Raw genomic sequence first — 14,785 nt, 5'->3', positions numbered from 1 at the left:
ACATCTGCGCTTGCAGCGGTTTTTGAGGGAACCTAGAGTCAGAGCACCAGGTGCCACGCAGCATGTTCTGGTATCGCCCAGCGATACCCCCATCATGCCACGGGCACCTGCAGCGGCCCTGGAACTTCCTGTTGGAAACGTCCTCACCCACCGCGCTAGTGATCCAGGAGCCCTCATGTCTGTCCCGTTCGAGCCCCCACCCCTGAACAACAGATACCGGGGCGGACGCGGGCAGGGCCTGCAACGCGGCCCCTTCCTGGCCAGGTACTTGGCCAGGTGCGTGATGATCACCGTCCTGGCGGTCGTAGCTGGACTCCTGCAGTTTCCCCTTGGCATGGTCTCGGCAGCGAATGCGGCAGATCCGTGCGCTCCAGTAGTCAACGCCATTGCATGCGAGAATTCCAAGCCGGGGACACCTGTGGCCGACTGGGACATCGACGGTGCTGGTGATCCCGCGATCCAGGGCTTTGCCACCCAGATGAGCACCAATGCAGGCAATTCTGTGGATTTTAAGATCGATACCAGTGCAGCGAACTACTCCATCGCTATCTTCCGCACCGGTTGGTATCAGGGCCTGGGGGCCCGCAAGGTGGCGGACGTCGCCCCTACAGTGCTGAAGCAGGTCCAGCCACAGTGCCTCACTGATGTGACCACCGAACTCTACGACTGCGGAACCTGGGGTGTCTCGGCCACCTGGCAGGTCCCGGCAACTGCCGTTTCGGGAGTGTACGTGGCCCTTCTCACGCGAGCTGATACCGGCGGCAAGAGCCACATCACCTTTGTGGTCCGTAACGACGCCAGCCAGTCCGACGTCGTCTTCCAGACCTCCGATGCATCCTGGCAGGCATATAACACCTATGGCGGATCAGACTTTTACCAGGGTGCCGCCAATGGCCGGGCCTACAAGATCAGTTACAACAGGCCCTTTGCCACCCGTGGAGAGTCCGCGGGCCGGGACTTCTACTTCGGCGCCGAATATCCGTTGGTCCGGTTCATGGAGAAGAACGGCTACGACGTCAGCTACATCGCGAGCGCTGACACTGACCGAAGCGGGGCAAAGCTCCTGAACCACAAGGTCTTCCTGTCCGTGGGCCATGACGAGTACTGGTCAGGGGCGCAACGGGCCAATGTTGAGGCAGCACGTGATGCTGGCGTACACCTGCAGTTCCTGTCCGGCAACGAGGTCTACTGGCGCACCAGCTTCGACGCCTCACCGACTGACGGTTCCGCGCATCGAACCATCACGTCCTATAAGGAAACCTGGGCCAACGCCAAGATTGATCCAAGTCCGGGATGGACCGGGACATGGCGGGATCCGCGCTTCGCTGCGCCCGCCAATGGCGGCGGCAAGCCCGAAAACGCATTAACGGGGACAGCCTACGTCTCCAACTTCACCGACCTTCCCATCACAGTGAACTCCGAGGAAGGCAAGACGCGGCTCTGGCGCAACACGCCGCTGGCAAACCTGGCGGCAGGAACCTCCCAGGCTCTTGCGCCGCACACCATCGGCTATGAATCGGACGAGGACCTGGACAACGGCTTCCGCCCCGCTGGCCTGATCAGGCTTTCCACCAGCACCGGTCCCACCCCGCAATACCTCCAGGACTTCGGCAACGTGGTCCAGGCCGGTACCACCACGCACAACGTCACCCTTTATCGAGCCGCCAGTGGTGCACTTGTCTTCGGAGCCGGGACCGTCCAATGGACATGGGGCCTGGACCAGTTCCACGACGGCGATGGCGCACCCGCGGACTCCCGCATGCAGCAGGCACAGGTCAACCTCTTCGCTGACATGGGCGCACAGGCGCGAACCCTTGATCCTTCCTTGACGCAAACCACAGCGAGCACTGACGCTACAGGTCCGACGTCGGCCATTACTTCACCTGCAGAAGGCACCACGGCAGCCCACGGCACCAGCGTTACTGTCACCGGGACTGCCACCGACGTGGGCGGCCAGGTGGCCGGCGTGGAGGTATCCACGGACGGTGGTACCACCTGGCGCGCAGCCGAGGGAAAACAGAACTGGACCTACAACTACCTCCAGAAAGGCCTGGCGACAGCCACCATCAAGGTTCGGGCAACAGATGACAGCGCCAATATTGGTACCGTCGCCACGCGCAATCTGCTCCTGACCGGCCCGTACTCCGTTTTCGGAAATCAAGTGCCCACCGTGGCCGATTCCGGTGACGGCGGCTCGTATGAGTTGGGCCTGCAGGTCACCCCCAGCGTCGATGGCTTCATCAGCGGGGCGAGGTTCTTCAAGAGCGCTGCCAACACCGGAACGCACACAGGGTCCCTGTGGAATGCGGCGGGCGAACGCCTGGCCACAGCAACCTTCACTGCCGAGACGGCATCCGGTTGGCAGAAGGTAAAGTTTCCCGCTTCGGTCCCCGTCACCGCCGGGCAGAAATACACCATTTCCTACACAGCACCCGTGGGCCGCTACGCAGTTCAGTCCTATCAATGGGCGAGCTTCGGATCAGCGCAGCCTCCTTTGACTGTTGCCGGCGGTTTCGGTGCCCAGCCAGCCGGAGTCTACGGTCAGCCCGGAACACTGCCAACGTCGAATTTTGGTGGCGGCAACTATTTCGTTGACGCTCTCTTCGAGACCACGGACAACACACCTCTGTCGGCGACGACTCAATTCCCGCTTCCCGGTTCATCATCGGTCCCCCAGGACACCACCGTGGGTGCCACACTGTCCAAGCCGATCAACACAGCAAGCGTCGTTCTGACACTGAAGAGCTCAGACGGCGCCACAGTCGCCGGCAGCACCACCTACGATGCGGCCACCCGCAAGGCAGTCTTCACGCCCGTTGGGCCGCTCGGAACTGCAACAACCTACTCGGCTACACTCTCGGCGTCGGACACCACCGGCGGAGCCATCACGGCAGGCGGGAATTGGTCGTTTACCACTGTGCAGGCAGCGCCCGTGGCGGGCGTATGCCCCTGCGGACTGTTCTCGGATGCCACAGTTCCCGGAATCCAGGAAATCAAGGATGGGACCGCGCTGTCGCTGGGAGTGCGTTTCGCCAGCGTCGCCGATGGGACTGTGACCGGTCTGCGTTTCTACAAGACAGCGGCCAACACCGGCTCCCACACCGGATACCTGTTCTCCGGGACCGGACAGCAGTTGGCCACCGTAACCTTCGCCAACGAGAGCAGTCAGGGGTGGCAGAGCGCCACATTCGGCCAACCCGTCAGCATGAGCGCCAACACAGAATACGTGGTGGCCTATAAGTCGAGCACCGGAACATACTCGGCAACAGTCAATGGTTTCGGTCCCGGACTCAGTGTGGGCAATCTCCGGGCAAACTCGGACGCTGGCAGCTATTCCTACTCCGCCGACTATCCTGGGAGTCGATCATCCGCCAGCTACCTGGTGGACGTCATGGTCCAGTACCCGCAGCAACCTTTTAGTGCTGGCAACCAATCGCCCCTCGGCGGATCATCCAGTGCGGCCCTCACCAGCATCGTCTCCGCCACGCTGTCTGCCCCTGCCACCGCAGGTTCAGTGACGTTGGGCCTCAAAACGGCCGCTGGCGCAACCATCCCGGGAACCACTGCCTACGACACCGTGAGCAGGAAGGTGACTTTCACTCCTGACGCCGCGTTGCCGCCGGCCGGAACGTTCACTGCCACCCTGGCTGCAATCTCCACGTCAGGACAGCAAGTGAGCGCTGGTGCAACATGGACTTTCAGCACAGTTCCCGAGCCGCGAGTCGAGGGAACGTGCCCGTGTACGCTCTACCAGGACACCGTCACACCCACCACCGCGGAGGTTGCCGACGGCACCGCACTGACCTTGGGCGTTCGGTTCGCGAGCAGTTCCGCCGGCACCATCACCGGTATCCGCTACTACAAATCTGCAGGCAACACCGGGACCCACACGGGATACCTCTTCACCGTCGGTGGCCAGCAACTGGGCACCGTGACTTTTGCCAATGAGTCCACGGCCGGCTGGCAGAGCGCCACATTCGACCAGCCCATTACGGTGGCTGCGGACACGGAGTACATAGCGGCCTATACAACACCCACCGGCACCTACTCCTATACTGCGGGCGGTTTCGATACCGGGTTCACCAGTGGGCCGCTGCGGACAGCGGAGAGTTCAGGCGCCTTCGCCTACCCTGGACCGTTCCCGGGCGCCACATCACGTGCCAGTTACCTGGTGGACGTGGTCTTTGCTACAGCAGGGACCCCAACAGCGACACCAACCCCGACGGCACCACCAACACCCACACCGACACCGACACCCACACCGACGCCGACGCCGACGATTCCAGCGGCGCCACCCGTCTCCGTCGTATCGCAGTCGCCAGCCCCGAACGCCACAGCTGTATCGCGGGACGTCAAACCCAGCCTCACCGTGTCGGAAGCCCTGGCCCCCGGTGGATCTCTGACGTTGTTGGCCGGGTCCGCAGCTGTCTCCGCAACCACGGCGCTGTCAGCGGATGCAAAAACCCTGGTTGTCACGCCAGCGCAATGGTTACCGGCCAATACGGTGGTGACAGTGACGGCATCAAATGTTGTCTCAAGCGCAGGGGCAGCCCTGGCCGCCACGACCTGGAAATTCACCACAGCAAATCCTCCTAATCAGACCCTTCTGGCGAACCGCTTACCTGCTGTTGCCAACTCAATCGAGACACGCGTTTCTGAGCTGGGCGTATCGTTCTCTGCATCGGTAGCCGGCTCCGTTACGGGGATCCGCTTCTATAAGGGCACCCGAAACACGGGGGTTCATGTGGGGTCCCTGTGGAATGCGACTGGAACCCGTCTGGCACAGGTGACATTCAGCAACGAAACCGCCAGCGGCTGGCAGACAGCTGCTCTTTCGACCCCTGTGCAACTGACGCCCGGCGCAAAATACGTCGTGTCCTACACGGCGCCCGTAGGACGTTTCTCCTACACCACGGGGTTCTTCCTCACCACGTTGACAAGCGGAAACCTTACAGCGCCGTCGGGCCAAAATGGCCTTTACCGCTTCGGCGCAGGAACTACGGTGCCAACCCAGTCATCGCTTTCTACAAACTACTTTGTCGATGTGGTGTTCAGCCCGCTCAAGTGAGGTTCCACGCAAAGGTGGTCACAAAAGTGACCTGCAGTGGGGTGCGGTCCCCCGCGTTCGAGCACTAGCCATGGACTGACCGTTTCACTCTCACTACTCAGACGAACTATCTGCGAGTGGGATCCTCGGTAAGGTGCCCATACCGCATCTCGATGAGCTTCTGGAGGTAGCGGGCCAGCACCAGGTATGTTCCCTTTGACCGCACCTGTTGGAATTGCCGGAATCCGCATGCGCGGTCTTGACCGGCCCAACTCCTGCGGCGTGGGCAGTTCAAGCCCAACAGCGCCCTAGTGGACCACCGATGGGGACCAGGCGTGCTCAATAAACAGCTCTGGCGCTGAATCCTGGACTGCAGGGATCTTCCAGATGTCGGAATCGCCTGGCTGATCTGCCCGCGGCAGGCCGTAGAGCAGGAAGTCGTTGTCCAGCCATTCCACTTGGTCGTCCACGGATGCGGTTTCGGCAAGCACCGTTTCCATACCCGATCCAAGGTCGAGTACGGCGATCTTCCAGTGCGGCGCCACCTGGGTTCCCGTGTTTTTCTTGAATCCTATCCGGGTTCCATCCGGCGAAATGGAGGGGCACTCCACACCGTCGTGAACCGCGGTCAGCGTCCGTGCGGAAATGCTGCCACGCACCAACCACAATCGCCCGGAGGACGACGTCGTGGCGTAGAAGGAGTCCGGGTCACCGGGTACAAACGTCACACCCCACATGTTGCGGTCAGTGGCGGTCACGGTTTCACCGTTGACAATAAACGTGAATTTTTCCAGGTTCCCGGGGCTATCCCCGCCGGCAAGTGGGCGGATAACTGTCTCAGTGGAGAAACCGCTCCCCGCGTAAGAGTGTCCTGTAACAAAGACGGTGGAGGACATCATGGTGCCGGTAGGGTCAATCCGGGCCCGGCTGGGAACACCGGGTACGGCTTCGCTGCTCCCCTGCTGGTAGTCGGCGTTATAGACAGCCGCTTCGAAACTGGTCACGAGTCCGCGGTTTGTCCGCAGGCACACCATCGATTGGTGGTTGCCGTAGACCCTGTCGCAAGCCACACCGCTCACGGACCGCGCGCCCTGAACGTCATCAAGCGGCACCGTCGCAGCCTTCCCGTAGCCCTGACCTGCAGCAGTATTTCGGAAGAGGACAAACGGTTCCACTGGCAGGGCAGTGTCGCCGCTTGCTACCTTGACGCTCGATCCGGCCAGCTGGCCCTGCTGGAAACGCTGGAAAGCACTCACTGCATATACCCCCGCACCAGCGAGCACCACCCCGGTTATTACCAGCAGGATGATCCAGCGTGTTCGGGCAGTGACCGGCGTCGAAAGTTCCGGGCTCACGCAGCAGCTTCCTGCTTTGTGGCGCCACGCAGGATCACGGCTGATACCGCAACCGCCACCGCCAGGGCACTGCTCACAATCACCATGGCAGTGGAGGGCCCGACGGCGAACCAGAGGACGCCGAACAGTGCGGATGCTGCCATTCGGCTCAGCGCCACAACGGTCTGGGCGGCCCCGATTCCGGTGGCCAGCAGGTGCGCTGGAGCCAGGCGGCTGGCCAGCGCGGCCAGCACCCCGTCAGTAGCCGCGTAGAAGATTCCGAGCAGGGCCAGGCAGGCCAGCGTGGGACCCAACCCCGTGAGCGGTGCCGCAGCGAGCAGATAGCACACCAGGAGGGCAGCGTGTCCGGCAACAAATACCCTGCCCCGCCCCCACCTGTCCGCCAGCCGACCCATGGGAATCGCAAAAAGCAGGAACGCCACATTGGTTCCGACGTACAGCAGCGGGAACCACTGGACGGCAAAAGCATCCCGATCCTGGAGAACCAGGTAAATGAACCCGTCGCCCACTGTCAGCAATCCCAGAAGTCCTGCCGCCACCAGGAGCCTACCCAGCCCAGGTTCGCGGAAAAGGGACCACCGGAACACCAGGAGTGCCGGTCGGGTCGCTTTCTCAGCACGCTGCGCTGCGGCACCACTGGGCATGTCCGCAGCCACCGCAGCACCACTGGGCATGTCCGCAGCCACCTCGGCACGCTGTCGCCCAGCGTTCCTTCCGGCCCAGGTCCCCGGTCGCAGGTCGGGAACCAGCAGCACCAGGGCAACCACTCCGATCACGGCGAAAGCCAGGGACACAACAAACACTGTTGCGTAACCGTTGGGGATGAGCATCAGGATGAAGAACGCGAGCAACGGCCCAAGTGCCGCGCCAATGTTGTCAAGCATCCGGTGGATTCCAAAATGCCTGGCCAGGTGCTCAGGCTGTGCTGACATGGTGATCAGGGCATCGCGCGGTGCAGTGCGGATTCCTTTGCCAATTCGGTCGCCAGCGATCAGCCCGGCAATGGACCAGAATCCACCGGCGAAGAGGAAGCCCACCCGCGCGAGCATCGAGAGCCCGTATCCGGCAATAGCAATGCGCTTGGGGTGTCCCATCCGGTCCGAGGCCCAGCCTGCCGCAATGCGAACCAGCGCACTGGCACCTTGGTTGATTCCATCAATGATGCCGAAGGCAATGGTGGACAGTCCCAGGAATCCGGTGAGATAGAGCGGAAGGATCGCAGCTACGGATTCGGAAGACACATCGGTGAGCATGCTCACCACCCCCAGGGACAAGATCACCGGGGAGAGTCTGAAGGGCCGAAGGGAACGGCGGGTGGTCGCCTTGACGGGGACAGGCGCCTGGATCCCGGTCCCGGCGGACTCCTCGACGGGCTCGTCAGTTGCGCCGCCCTTTCGGTCGGCCATGGAGAGGTACACGAATCAGGCTTCCGGCTCGGTGTGGAGGTTTGCGAGCAGCGTGAAGCGGGTGCTGCCGGTGCCTGTCACGGAGGTGGTGACGTTGACGGAGTCGTTCCCACGTGTCAGGGCCAGCGCCTGCTGTTCTTGGCCTGACGGCGCTGTTGTCGAGACAAACCCAAGGGGCAGCAGGGACTGCTGGAAGTGTGCCAGCAACTGCTCGGGCGTCACGGCTACGATTCCGTCGGCAGTTGCCTGCAGCACTCCGTCGGAGCTGGCCACGCCTGTTGTAATGACTGTGGTCCCTACTGGCAACACCACCACGTCGGTGGGAAATCCGTCCACAATCTTTCCCTGGCTTACTGCCACGTCCGGCAGCGGACTGCTGACCAGCGCCTTCAGCGGTTCCGGTGCAGGAAGGCTAACTGGCCCCGAGCTGACCGGCTGGGGTACTTCGAGGACCCGGGGCGCTGCTGCGTCGGCTTGCGGGCCAGCGGGGGTGGTGGCTGCCGGGCCCGTTGGTGACGAAGCAGCTTCGTCGGAACCACGGGGCGTGCTGGTGGGACTGCCGCTGGGGGTGGAAGTTCCAGGGACGGACGACGCCGTCGGGCTGGCTTCAGCGGAGACCCCGGGTTTCGCTCCGGCTACTACGTCCGCGGACCCGTTGCTGAGACCGTCCAGGACAAGTGCCCCGCCGGCCAGGACGATGGCCACGCCGGCCCCAACCAGGGCGAGTCTTTTCATCAACATGGCTTCAGTGTGGCACCGCGGATGCCGGAACGCATGCCGTTTTCCCACATCTTTTCCGCTGACTTTCCCGGGGGTTTCCACATGAGCCCGTCAGTAGTGGGCAGACGGTGATGTCGCAGAAGCACCGCGTGTGAGCGTGTCTGCCTACCAATGCCCGTTCCGTGGCTTGGGCTGGCAGACGGGGCAGGTGAACGAGGACCTGTTCATGAATTGCTCACGTTTGATCAGCGAGGTCAGGCCAACAGCAGCACACCGGGGGCACGGCTTGTTTTCCTGCCCGTAGGCGTTGAGCGATCTGTCGAAGTAGCCGGAGGCACCGTTGACGTTGACGTACAAAGCGTCAAAACTGGTCCCGCCCGCAGCCAGTGCGTCACCCATGACATCACGCGCCGTGTCCAGCACGCGCAGGGCATCGGCGCGACGCAGCGTTTCGGTCGGGCGCGCGTAATGCAGCTTGGCCCGCCACAGCGATTCATCAGCGTAGATGTTGCCGATTCCAGAAACGAGGCCCTGATCAAGCAGTGCGCGCTTGAGACCTGTCTTACGTTGCCGCAGCCGCGCATAAAAAGCCTCGAAGGAGAACGCTGGGTCCAGCGGATCGCGGGCAATGTGGGCAGCCTCAGCGGCAATCACCGGCAGCGGCGTCTCGGAGAGCCCGCCAGGGCCGCCGTCGTTCGTGGGAATCAGTGTTGTGACAAACAGCCCACCGAAGATCCGCTGGTCCACAAACCTCAACTGCTCCGGCTTCTCTGCCTCACCACTAAGCCGCAGCCGGACCTTGAGGTGCTTCTCGTCCTGCACGCTGTTGCCCTGCATGAGGAGCTGGCCGCTCATCCCCAGATGCGCCATCAAAGCCACGGTGGGAATGGAATCGGGAGCTGCACCGGGCTCAGCGAGCGGCAGCCAGAGGAACTTGCCGCGGCGCACAACGTCGCGAATGACAGTACCCTCAAGATTGCCGCGGAAATCATGGACTCCCAGTGCGTGGCGTCGGATAGACCGCTGGTCCAGGACATCGACAGCGGTGATGGTGCGCCCCAGCGCCCAGCTCACCAGGCCGCGGCGGACCACCTCAACTTCAGGCAGTTCAGGCACGGAGGCTCACGTGGAGAGTGGGGACACTGACGGGACGGCTCCGGTTGGGTCCGACGTCGGAAGAGCGGCACCGTTGGTCGTCGCCTTTTTGGGTACGGCCTTCGCAGCGGAGAGGACCTGCCAGGCATCAGCCGCAGCTTCCTGCTCGGCTTCTTTTTTGGAGTGGCCAGCGCCTTTTCCGTACGGAACTCCGCCGACATTCAGAACCGCGTTGAAGATCCGCGCGTGGTCCGGGCCGGAGCCCTCCACTACGTACTGGATGGCACCCAGGTGACGGTTTGCTGCAAGCTCCTGGACGTTCGTCTTCCAGTCAGTACCGGCGCCCAGGGACGCGGCGTCGTTCAGCAGGTCTCCCACCAGGCGCATGACAAGCTGCCGGGCGATCTCAATCCCATTGGAGACGTAGGTGGCGCCAATCAGCGCCTCCATGGTGTCTGCAAGGATCGAGGCCTTGTTTTTGCCGTCGGTGATGATCTCACCCTGGCCCAGGTAGATGAACTCGCCAATGCCCAGGCTGCGGCCAATACCGGCAAGTGCGCGGGTACTGACAACTGAAGAGCGGCGTTTGGCCAGTTCTCCCTCGGGCAGGGTCGGGTTATCCCTGTAGAGCGCATCGGTCACGGAGAAACCCAGAATTGAATCGCCCAGGAATTCCAGGCGTTCGTTGGTGGGGATCCCGCCGTTTTCGTATGCGTAGGAACGGTGTGTCAGAGCAAGACGAAGCGTCCCGGCGTCAATGGAGACACCGAGACGCTTCAGAAGCTCTTCAGTTGAAGACGTCATCAGCCGTGTGGCCGATTAGACGTCTGCGACCTTGCGGCCCTTGTACTCAAGGAACAGCGCAGTACCAGCAGAGTCGGTGACGACCTTTGCCTGGTGCGGCAGGCTGTAAGTAACCTGGCCGTTCTCTACGGTCTTCACCAGGTGGGGGGCAGTTGCCTTCCACTGGGAGCGACGGGCGCGGGTATTCGAGCGAGACATTTTCCGCTTCGGGACAGCCACGGCTAACTCATTTCTCTCTAGATCAACACGTACAAATCAGTTTTGCCGGTCAGGCTTAGCCATATCAGCTAGGGCAGCCCAGCGAGGATCCAAGACCTCGTGGTGGTGCCCCGGCTCGTCTTCCAGGCGGGCTCCACATTCGGAGCACAAGCCTTGGCAGTCTTCCCGGCACACCGGCTGGAACGGCAGCATTGTTACAACTGCGTCCCGCAACACCGGTTCAAGATCGATAAGATCGTGATCAACGCGATATTGCTCTTCTTCGCCTTCCTCCGCCTTGGGCACATTGCCCTCGTAGAAGAAAAGTTCCTGTATATCAACCTCAAGGTCGTAGCCAAGGGGATCCAGGCATCGGCCACATTCGCCAACAACGTCGACGGCAGCGGTTCCCGATACCAAAATTCCTTCGTATACGGCCTCAAGCCTCAGGGCGAGCTCGACATCCGAGCCTTCCTGAACACCAATCAGCGCGACACCAAGATCACTCGGCGCAGCAACGTGCTCTTCAAGAACTCGCATGCTACCCGGACTGCGTCCAAGGTCCTTGACATCAATTACCAAGGGCGAACTTGCATTCCGTTTAATGAGAACTCCTGTTGAACATATGACCGACGTATCATCTTAGCCCGAACACCCGGAAGGACTCAAACCGGGAGGTGCCAGCGGACGGATCCGCTACTTTCCAGCCTGGTCCTTGCGGCCATCAGGCCTGCAGGTACCGGTCAACCCTACAGGTCGGGCTGCGGTTGCGGGGACGGCTCGCCCGCAAGGAGCCTCTTCAAGACGGAGCGGGGTACATAGTCGGAGACGTCTCCGCCCAGTCCGGCAACTTCCTTGATCAAGGTGGAGGACAGGTGCAGATAGCGAGATTCGGCAGGCAGGAAGACCGTTTCAACACCACTCAACTGACGGTTCATGGTTGCCATCGGCAGTTCATAGTCAAAGTCCGAGGACGAGCGCAGCCCTTTGACGATTGCCGATGCGCCCCGCGCGCGGCAATATTCGGCGAGCAGGCCGTCACTGGCAGGCTCCACCACGATCCCCCGGAGCGAAGCCAACGTTTCCTGGGCCATGCTGATGCGTTCCGCCAGGGAAAATCTGTACTTCTTGGCGGGATTGGTGGATACAGCCACAATCACTTCATCGAACAGGCCGGAGGCGCGCGCAATAACCTCAAGGTGGCCGTGGTGGATGGGATCAAAGGAGCCTGGGCATACTGCGCGTCGCATAGTCATGAATTTACCGTATGGGAATCAGCAACGGGGTGTCTGCGGGGAATGGTTCTGCGGCCGTCATCCGCGGGCTGCGCCATCAGGAAATCGCCTGCATGCATCCCTGAAGCTTCAGCCGTGGCCCCACCCCCGCAGGCTACGATGACTGGATGCAGCCGGCCGATACTCCTGACCTAACCAGAGCCTCCCAGCAGGATGCCCACCAACACCCGGATCCGGCAGCGCAGACCCCGCCGGAAAGCAGGGATGAACCGTGGCAGCACGCGGCCAGGGGCGCCAACCTCCTCGGTGGAGACGGAACCCTGGCAGTCACCATTTTTGAGGAAATGACCACCCTGGCACTCAGTACCGGCGCAATCAACCTGGGGCAGGGTTTCCCGGACCAGGACGGCCCACAGGTCATGAAGGATGCAGCCCAGGCTGCCATCAATGACGGCGCCAACCAATACGCGCCGGGCAAGGGCCTTCCAGTGCTGCGTCAGGCAATCGCCGCACACCAGGAGCGGTTTTATGGGCTCACCCCGGATCCCGAGGAAGGCGTGATCGTCACCACTGGCGCCACGGAGGCCATAGCCGCGGCGCTGCTGGCATTCACTGGCCCGGGTGACGAGGTCATCACGTTCGAACCTTTCTATGACTCCTACGGCGCCATGATCTCCCTAACCGGCGCCACCCACGTCACCGTTCCACTGCTTGTTCCGGATTTCCTGCCGGACCTTGGAGCGCTGGCTGCGGCGTTCACGGACCGTACCAAAATCATCCTGGTCAATAATCCCCACAACCCCACCGGGACTGTCTTTCCGCGTCATATCCTGGCCGAGGTGGTGCGCCTGGCTGAACTCCACGACGTCGTGATTCTCACCGATGAGGTCTATGAGCACCTCACTTTTGGTGTCCCGCACATCCCCGTGGCCACCCTGCCCGGTGCGCTGGACCGGACCCTGACCATTTCCTCGGCGGGGAAGACGTTCTCTTTCACCGGCTGGAAAATTGGCTGGCTGAGTGGTCCACCGGCACTGGTTGCCGCAGTGCGGACCGTCAAGCAGTTCACCACCTACAGTTCCGGGACCCCGTTCCAGGGTGCTGTGGCGTTGGGCCTGGGCTTGCCGGACGAGTTTTTCACCCGCGCCGCAAACACACTGGCGGCCAAGAAGGACATTCTGGGCGCCGGATTGAAGGCAGCCGGCTTTGACGTGTTCGATTCGCAGGGCACGTACTTCATCACCGTGGATACCGCGCCGTTAGGGATTGACGACGCCGTCACTCTCGCCAGGCGATTACCGCAACTTGTGGGGGTGGCAGCCGTCCCCATTCCTGTGTTTTGTCACCCCGAAGGAGCCGAGCGAACGCGCAGCCTCCTGCGCTTCGCGTTCTGCAAGAAGGTTGACCTGCTCAAGGAAGCCGCACACCGGCTCGCTACCCTGAAGGACAAGCTCTGATGGCCGCACCTCAGCACCCCGGCGAACCCACAACGGCGGACGCAACGCAGTCATCCCCACCACAAGCATCCCCTGTGCAGCGGATCTTCCTGGAGAGCACCGGCCAGGACGCGGCGCTTGAGGCCGATGAGTTCACCGACGGTGGGTTTGTGCTCAGTATTGACGGTGCCGAGCAGTCCCATGTTGATCTGGCGGACCCGGCAGATATTTTTTATGAGTACCTGCGTCGCATTGGCCATGTGGTGGATCTGGCGGCACCGTGGGGTGAACCTATCAGCGCCCTGCACCTGGGGGCCGGCGCTCTGACGCTCGCCAGGTACATCCAGGCAACAAGGCCCGGTTCACACCAGTGGGCTGTGGACCTCTCAGGTGAACTGCTGGACTTTGTGCTGGAGTACCTGCCGCTGCCGGAGGCCACTGTCCTGCACACGGTGGTGGGAGACGCCCGGGCCACTCTCGCCGACCTGCCCACCGGCCAGCGCTTCGATGTGGTGATCCTGGATATCTTCTCTGGGCCGGAAGCACCGGAGCACCTTGCCTGCACCGAGTTCTACCAGGAGGTGGCAGCAACGTTGAGTGAACGGGGCGTGTTGATTGTCAACGTTGGCGACGAGCCAGAGCTGAGCCTGGTCCGCAGCCAGATCACTGCCCTGCGCGGGGCAGTTCAAGATGTTGCTGCGTTTGCCGAAACGGGCATGTTCGCCGGACGCTACCCAGGCAACATCATCCTCACCGGCACCCAGGGGCCGTGGCCGGAACGGTGGACTGCGGCGCTGACGGCGCGCGGCCCGCACCCGGCCACCGTCCTCACGGGAGCAGGGTTGGACAGGCTCGCGGCGGGTTAGTCACCTGCTGGAGCTTGGCCTTCGGTAGCCTCGGCAGTCACTGGCTCCGCGAACCACAGCCGCGTCTCGCCGTACTTTTTCTCGGCAAACCGTTCCATCGCCGTGGGCCACTGTGGCTCCGCTGTGCGTGCTGAGCGTTCCACCACCACCACGGCGCCCTGGGCAAGGTGCGGCGCCAGGCGTTCCAGGACGTCGGCCAGCGTGAGTTGGTCTACCGGGTAGGGCGGGTCCATGAAGACCAGGTCCCAGGTGGTCTCCGGGGCGGCGCGCTCCAGGAATTGCTCCACCTTGGCCCGGTGCACGCGCACAATCCTGCGGCCCAGGACCTTGTCGATGATCGCTGCGTTGAGCTGGCACACGGCACTGGCCTTGCCATCAAATTCCACCAGGTCCACGGTGGCCGCTCCCCGGCTGCCACTCTCCACCCCCAGGGATCCGGAGCCGGAGTACAGGTCAAGGACCCGGGCATCGGCAATGATGTCAAAGGCGTCCAGCCGGGAGAACAGGGCTTCCTTGACGCGGTCCGTGGTGGGCCGAGTCATGGTTCCGGGAACACTTGTCAGTGGGGTTCCGCCTGCAGCACCGGAAATGATCCGGCTCACGCCGGGTGTCCTGCGCTGGTG

12 protein-coding genes are annotated in these 14,785 nt (G+C 62.4%); 3 read left to right on the top strand and 9 right to left on the bottom strand.

Annotation, left to right across the window (positions count from 1 at the left end):
- Positions 1–283 precede the first annotated feature (283 nt).
- Positions 284–5,068, top strand: a complete 4,785-nt coding sequence (locus tag QMG79_RS14645) for a DUF4082 domain-containing protein (protein WP_283539439.1) — start codon at positions 284–286, stop codon at positions 5,066–5,068.
- Positions 5,069–5,355: 287 nt separating this feature from the next.
- Here the strand turns inward: QMG79_RS14645 and QMG79_RS14640 are convergent, their stop codons facing one another.
- From QMG79_RS14640 to coaD, 8 genes are all read right to left on the bottom strand, one after another.
- The gene (locus QMG79_RS14640) at positions 5,356–6,402 is read right to left on the bottom strand and encodes a TolB-like translocation protein (RefSeq protein ID WP_283539350.1); all 1,047 of its coding nucleotides are present in this window, start codon (positions 6,400–6,402) and stop codon (positions 5,356–5,358) included.
- A complete protein-coding gene (locus QMG79_RS14635) occupies positions 6,399–7,820 on the bottom strand; it encodes an MFS transporter (RefSeq protein ID WP_502934753.1) in 1,422 nt (473 codons plus the stop codon). Before QMG79_RS14635 ends, QMG79_RS14640 begins: the two co-directional genes overlap by 4 nt.
- Before the next feature lie 3 nt (positions 7,821–7,823).
- Positions 7,824–8,549 (bottom strand): hypothetical protein, encoded by a 726-nt coding sequence (locus tag QMG79_RS14630; RefSeq protein ID WP_283539348.1) that lies wholly within the window; start codon positions 8,547–8,549, stop codon positions 7,824–7,826.
- A gap of 144 nt (positions 8,550–8,693) precedes the next feature.
- Positions 8,694–9,644 (bottom strand): bifunctional DNA-formamidopyrimidine glycosylase/DNA-(apurinic or apyrimidinic site) lyase, encoded by a 951-nt coding sequence (mutM, locus tag QMG79_RS14625; RefSeq protein ID WP_283539347.1) that lies wholly within the window; start codon positions 9,642–9,644, stop codon positions 8,694–8,696.
- A gap of 6 nt (positions 9,645–9,650) precedes the next feature.
- Complete coding sequence (gene rnc / locus QMG79_RS14620) at positions 9,651–10,427, bottom strand: ribonuclease III (RefSeq protein ID WP_283539346.1); 777 nt, start codon at positions 10,425–10,427, stop codon at positions 9,651–9,653.
- A gap of 15 nt (positions 10,428–10,442) precedes the next feature.
- Positions 10,443–10,646: a 50S ribosomal protein L32 gene (gene rpmF, locus QMG79_RS14615; protein ID WP_009356569.1), complete on the bottom strand. Its 204-nt coding sequence runs from the start codon at positions 10,644–10,646 to the stop codon at positions 10,443–10,445.
- A 36-nt stretch (positions 10,647–10,682) separates the two neighbouring features.
- Complete coding sequence (locus QMG79_RS14610; RefSeq protein WP_283539345.1) at positions 10,683–11,207, bottom strand: YceD family protein; 525 nt, start codon at positions 11,205–11,207, stop codon at positions 10,683–10,685.
- Positions 11,208–11,374: 167 nt separating this feature from the next.
- A complete protein-coding gene (coaD, locus tag QMG79_RS14605) occupies positions 11,375–11,875 on the bottom strand; it encodes a pantetheine-phosphate adenylyltransferase (RefSeq protein ID WP_283539438.1) in 501 nt (166 codons plus the stop codon).
- A 152-nt stretch (positions 11,876–12,027) separates the two neighbouring features.
- Between coaD and QMG79_RS14600 the strand changes: the two genes are divergently transcribed.
- Both QMG79_RS14600 and QMG79_RS14595 read left to right on the top strand, forming a co-directional pair.
- On the top strand, positions 12,028–13,317 hold the full coding sequence (locus tag QMG79_RS14600; RefSeq protein ID WP_283539344.1) for an aminotransferase class I/II-fold pyridoxal phosphate-dependent enzyme: 1,290 nt from the start codon (positions 12,028–12,030) through the stop codon (positions 13,315–13,317).
- Positions 13,317–14,162 carry a spermidine synthase gene (locus tag QMG79_RS14595; protein WP_502934752.1) on the top strand — a complete coding sequence of 282 codons (846 nt, stop codon included), beginning with the start codon at positions 13,317–13,319 and terminating at the stop codon, positions 14,160–14,162. The genes QMG79_RS14600 and QMG79_RS14595 overlap by 1 nt, the downstream gene beginning before the upstream one ends.
- Here the strand turns inward: QMG79_RS14595 and rsmD are convergent.
- Positions 14,159–14,764: a 16S rRNA (guanine(966)-N(2))-methyltransferase RsmD gene (gene rsmD, locus QMG79_RS14590; RefSeq protein ID WP_283539343.1), complete on the bottom strand. Its 606-nt coding sequence runs from the start codon at positions 14,762–14,764 to the stop codon at positions 14,159–14,161. The genes QMG79_RS14595 and rsmD overlap by 4 nt on opposite strands.
- Between the last annotated feature and the right edge of the window lie 21 nt (positions 14,765–14,785).

This window comes from Pseudarthrobacter sp. PS3-L1 (assembly GCF_030063285.1).
Classification (GTDB): domain Bacteria; phylum Actinomycetota; class Actinomycetes; order Actinomycetales; family Micrococcaceae; genus Arthrobacter.
This window is presented reverse-complemented; position numbering and strand designations above follow the sequence as displayed.

Bases quoted from the DNA above. Each gene is read 5' to 3' on its own strand.
- rnc (WP_283539346.1), bottom strand. From the start codon at position 10,427: ATGACGTCTTCAACTGAAGAGCTTCTGAAGCGTCTCGGTGTCTCCATT.
- QMG79_RS14595 (WP_502934752.1), top strand. From the start codon at position 13,317: ATGGCCGCACCTCAGCACCCCGGCGAACCCACAACGGCGGACGCAACG.
- QMG79_RS14645 (WP_283539439.1), top strand. From the start codon at position 284: ATGATCACCGTCCTGGCGGTCGTAGCTGGACTCCTGCAGTTTCCCCTT.
- QMG79_RS14630 (WP_283539348.1), bottom strand. From the start codon at position 8,549: ATGTTGATGAAAAGACTCGCCCTGGTTGGGGCCGGCGTGGCCATCGTC.
- QMG79_RS14600 (WP_283539344.1), top strand. From the start codon at position 12,028: ATGCAGCCGGCCGATACTCCTGACCTAACCAGAGCCTCCCAGCAGGAT.
- coaD (WP_283539438.1), bottom strand. From the start codon at position 11,875: ATGCGACGCGCAGTATGCCCAGGCTCCTTTGATCCCATCCACCACGGC.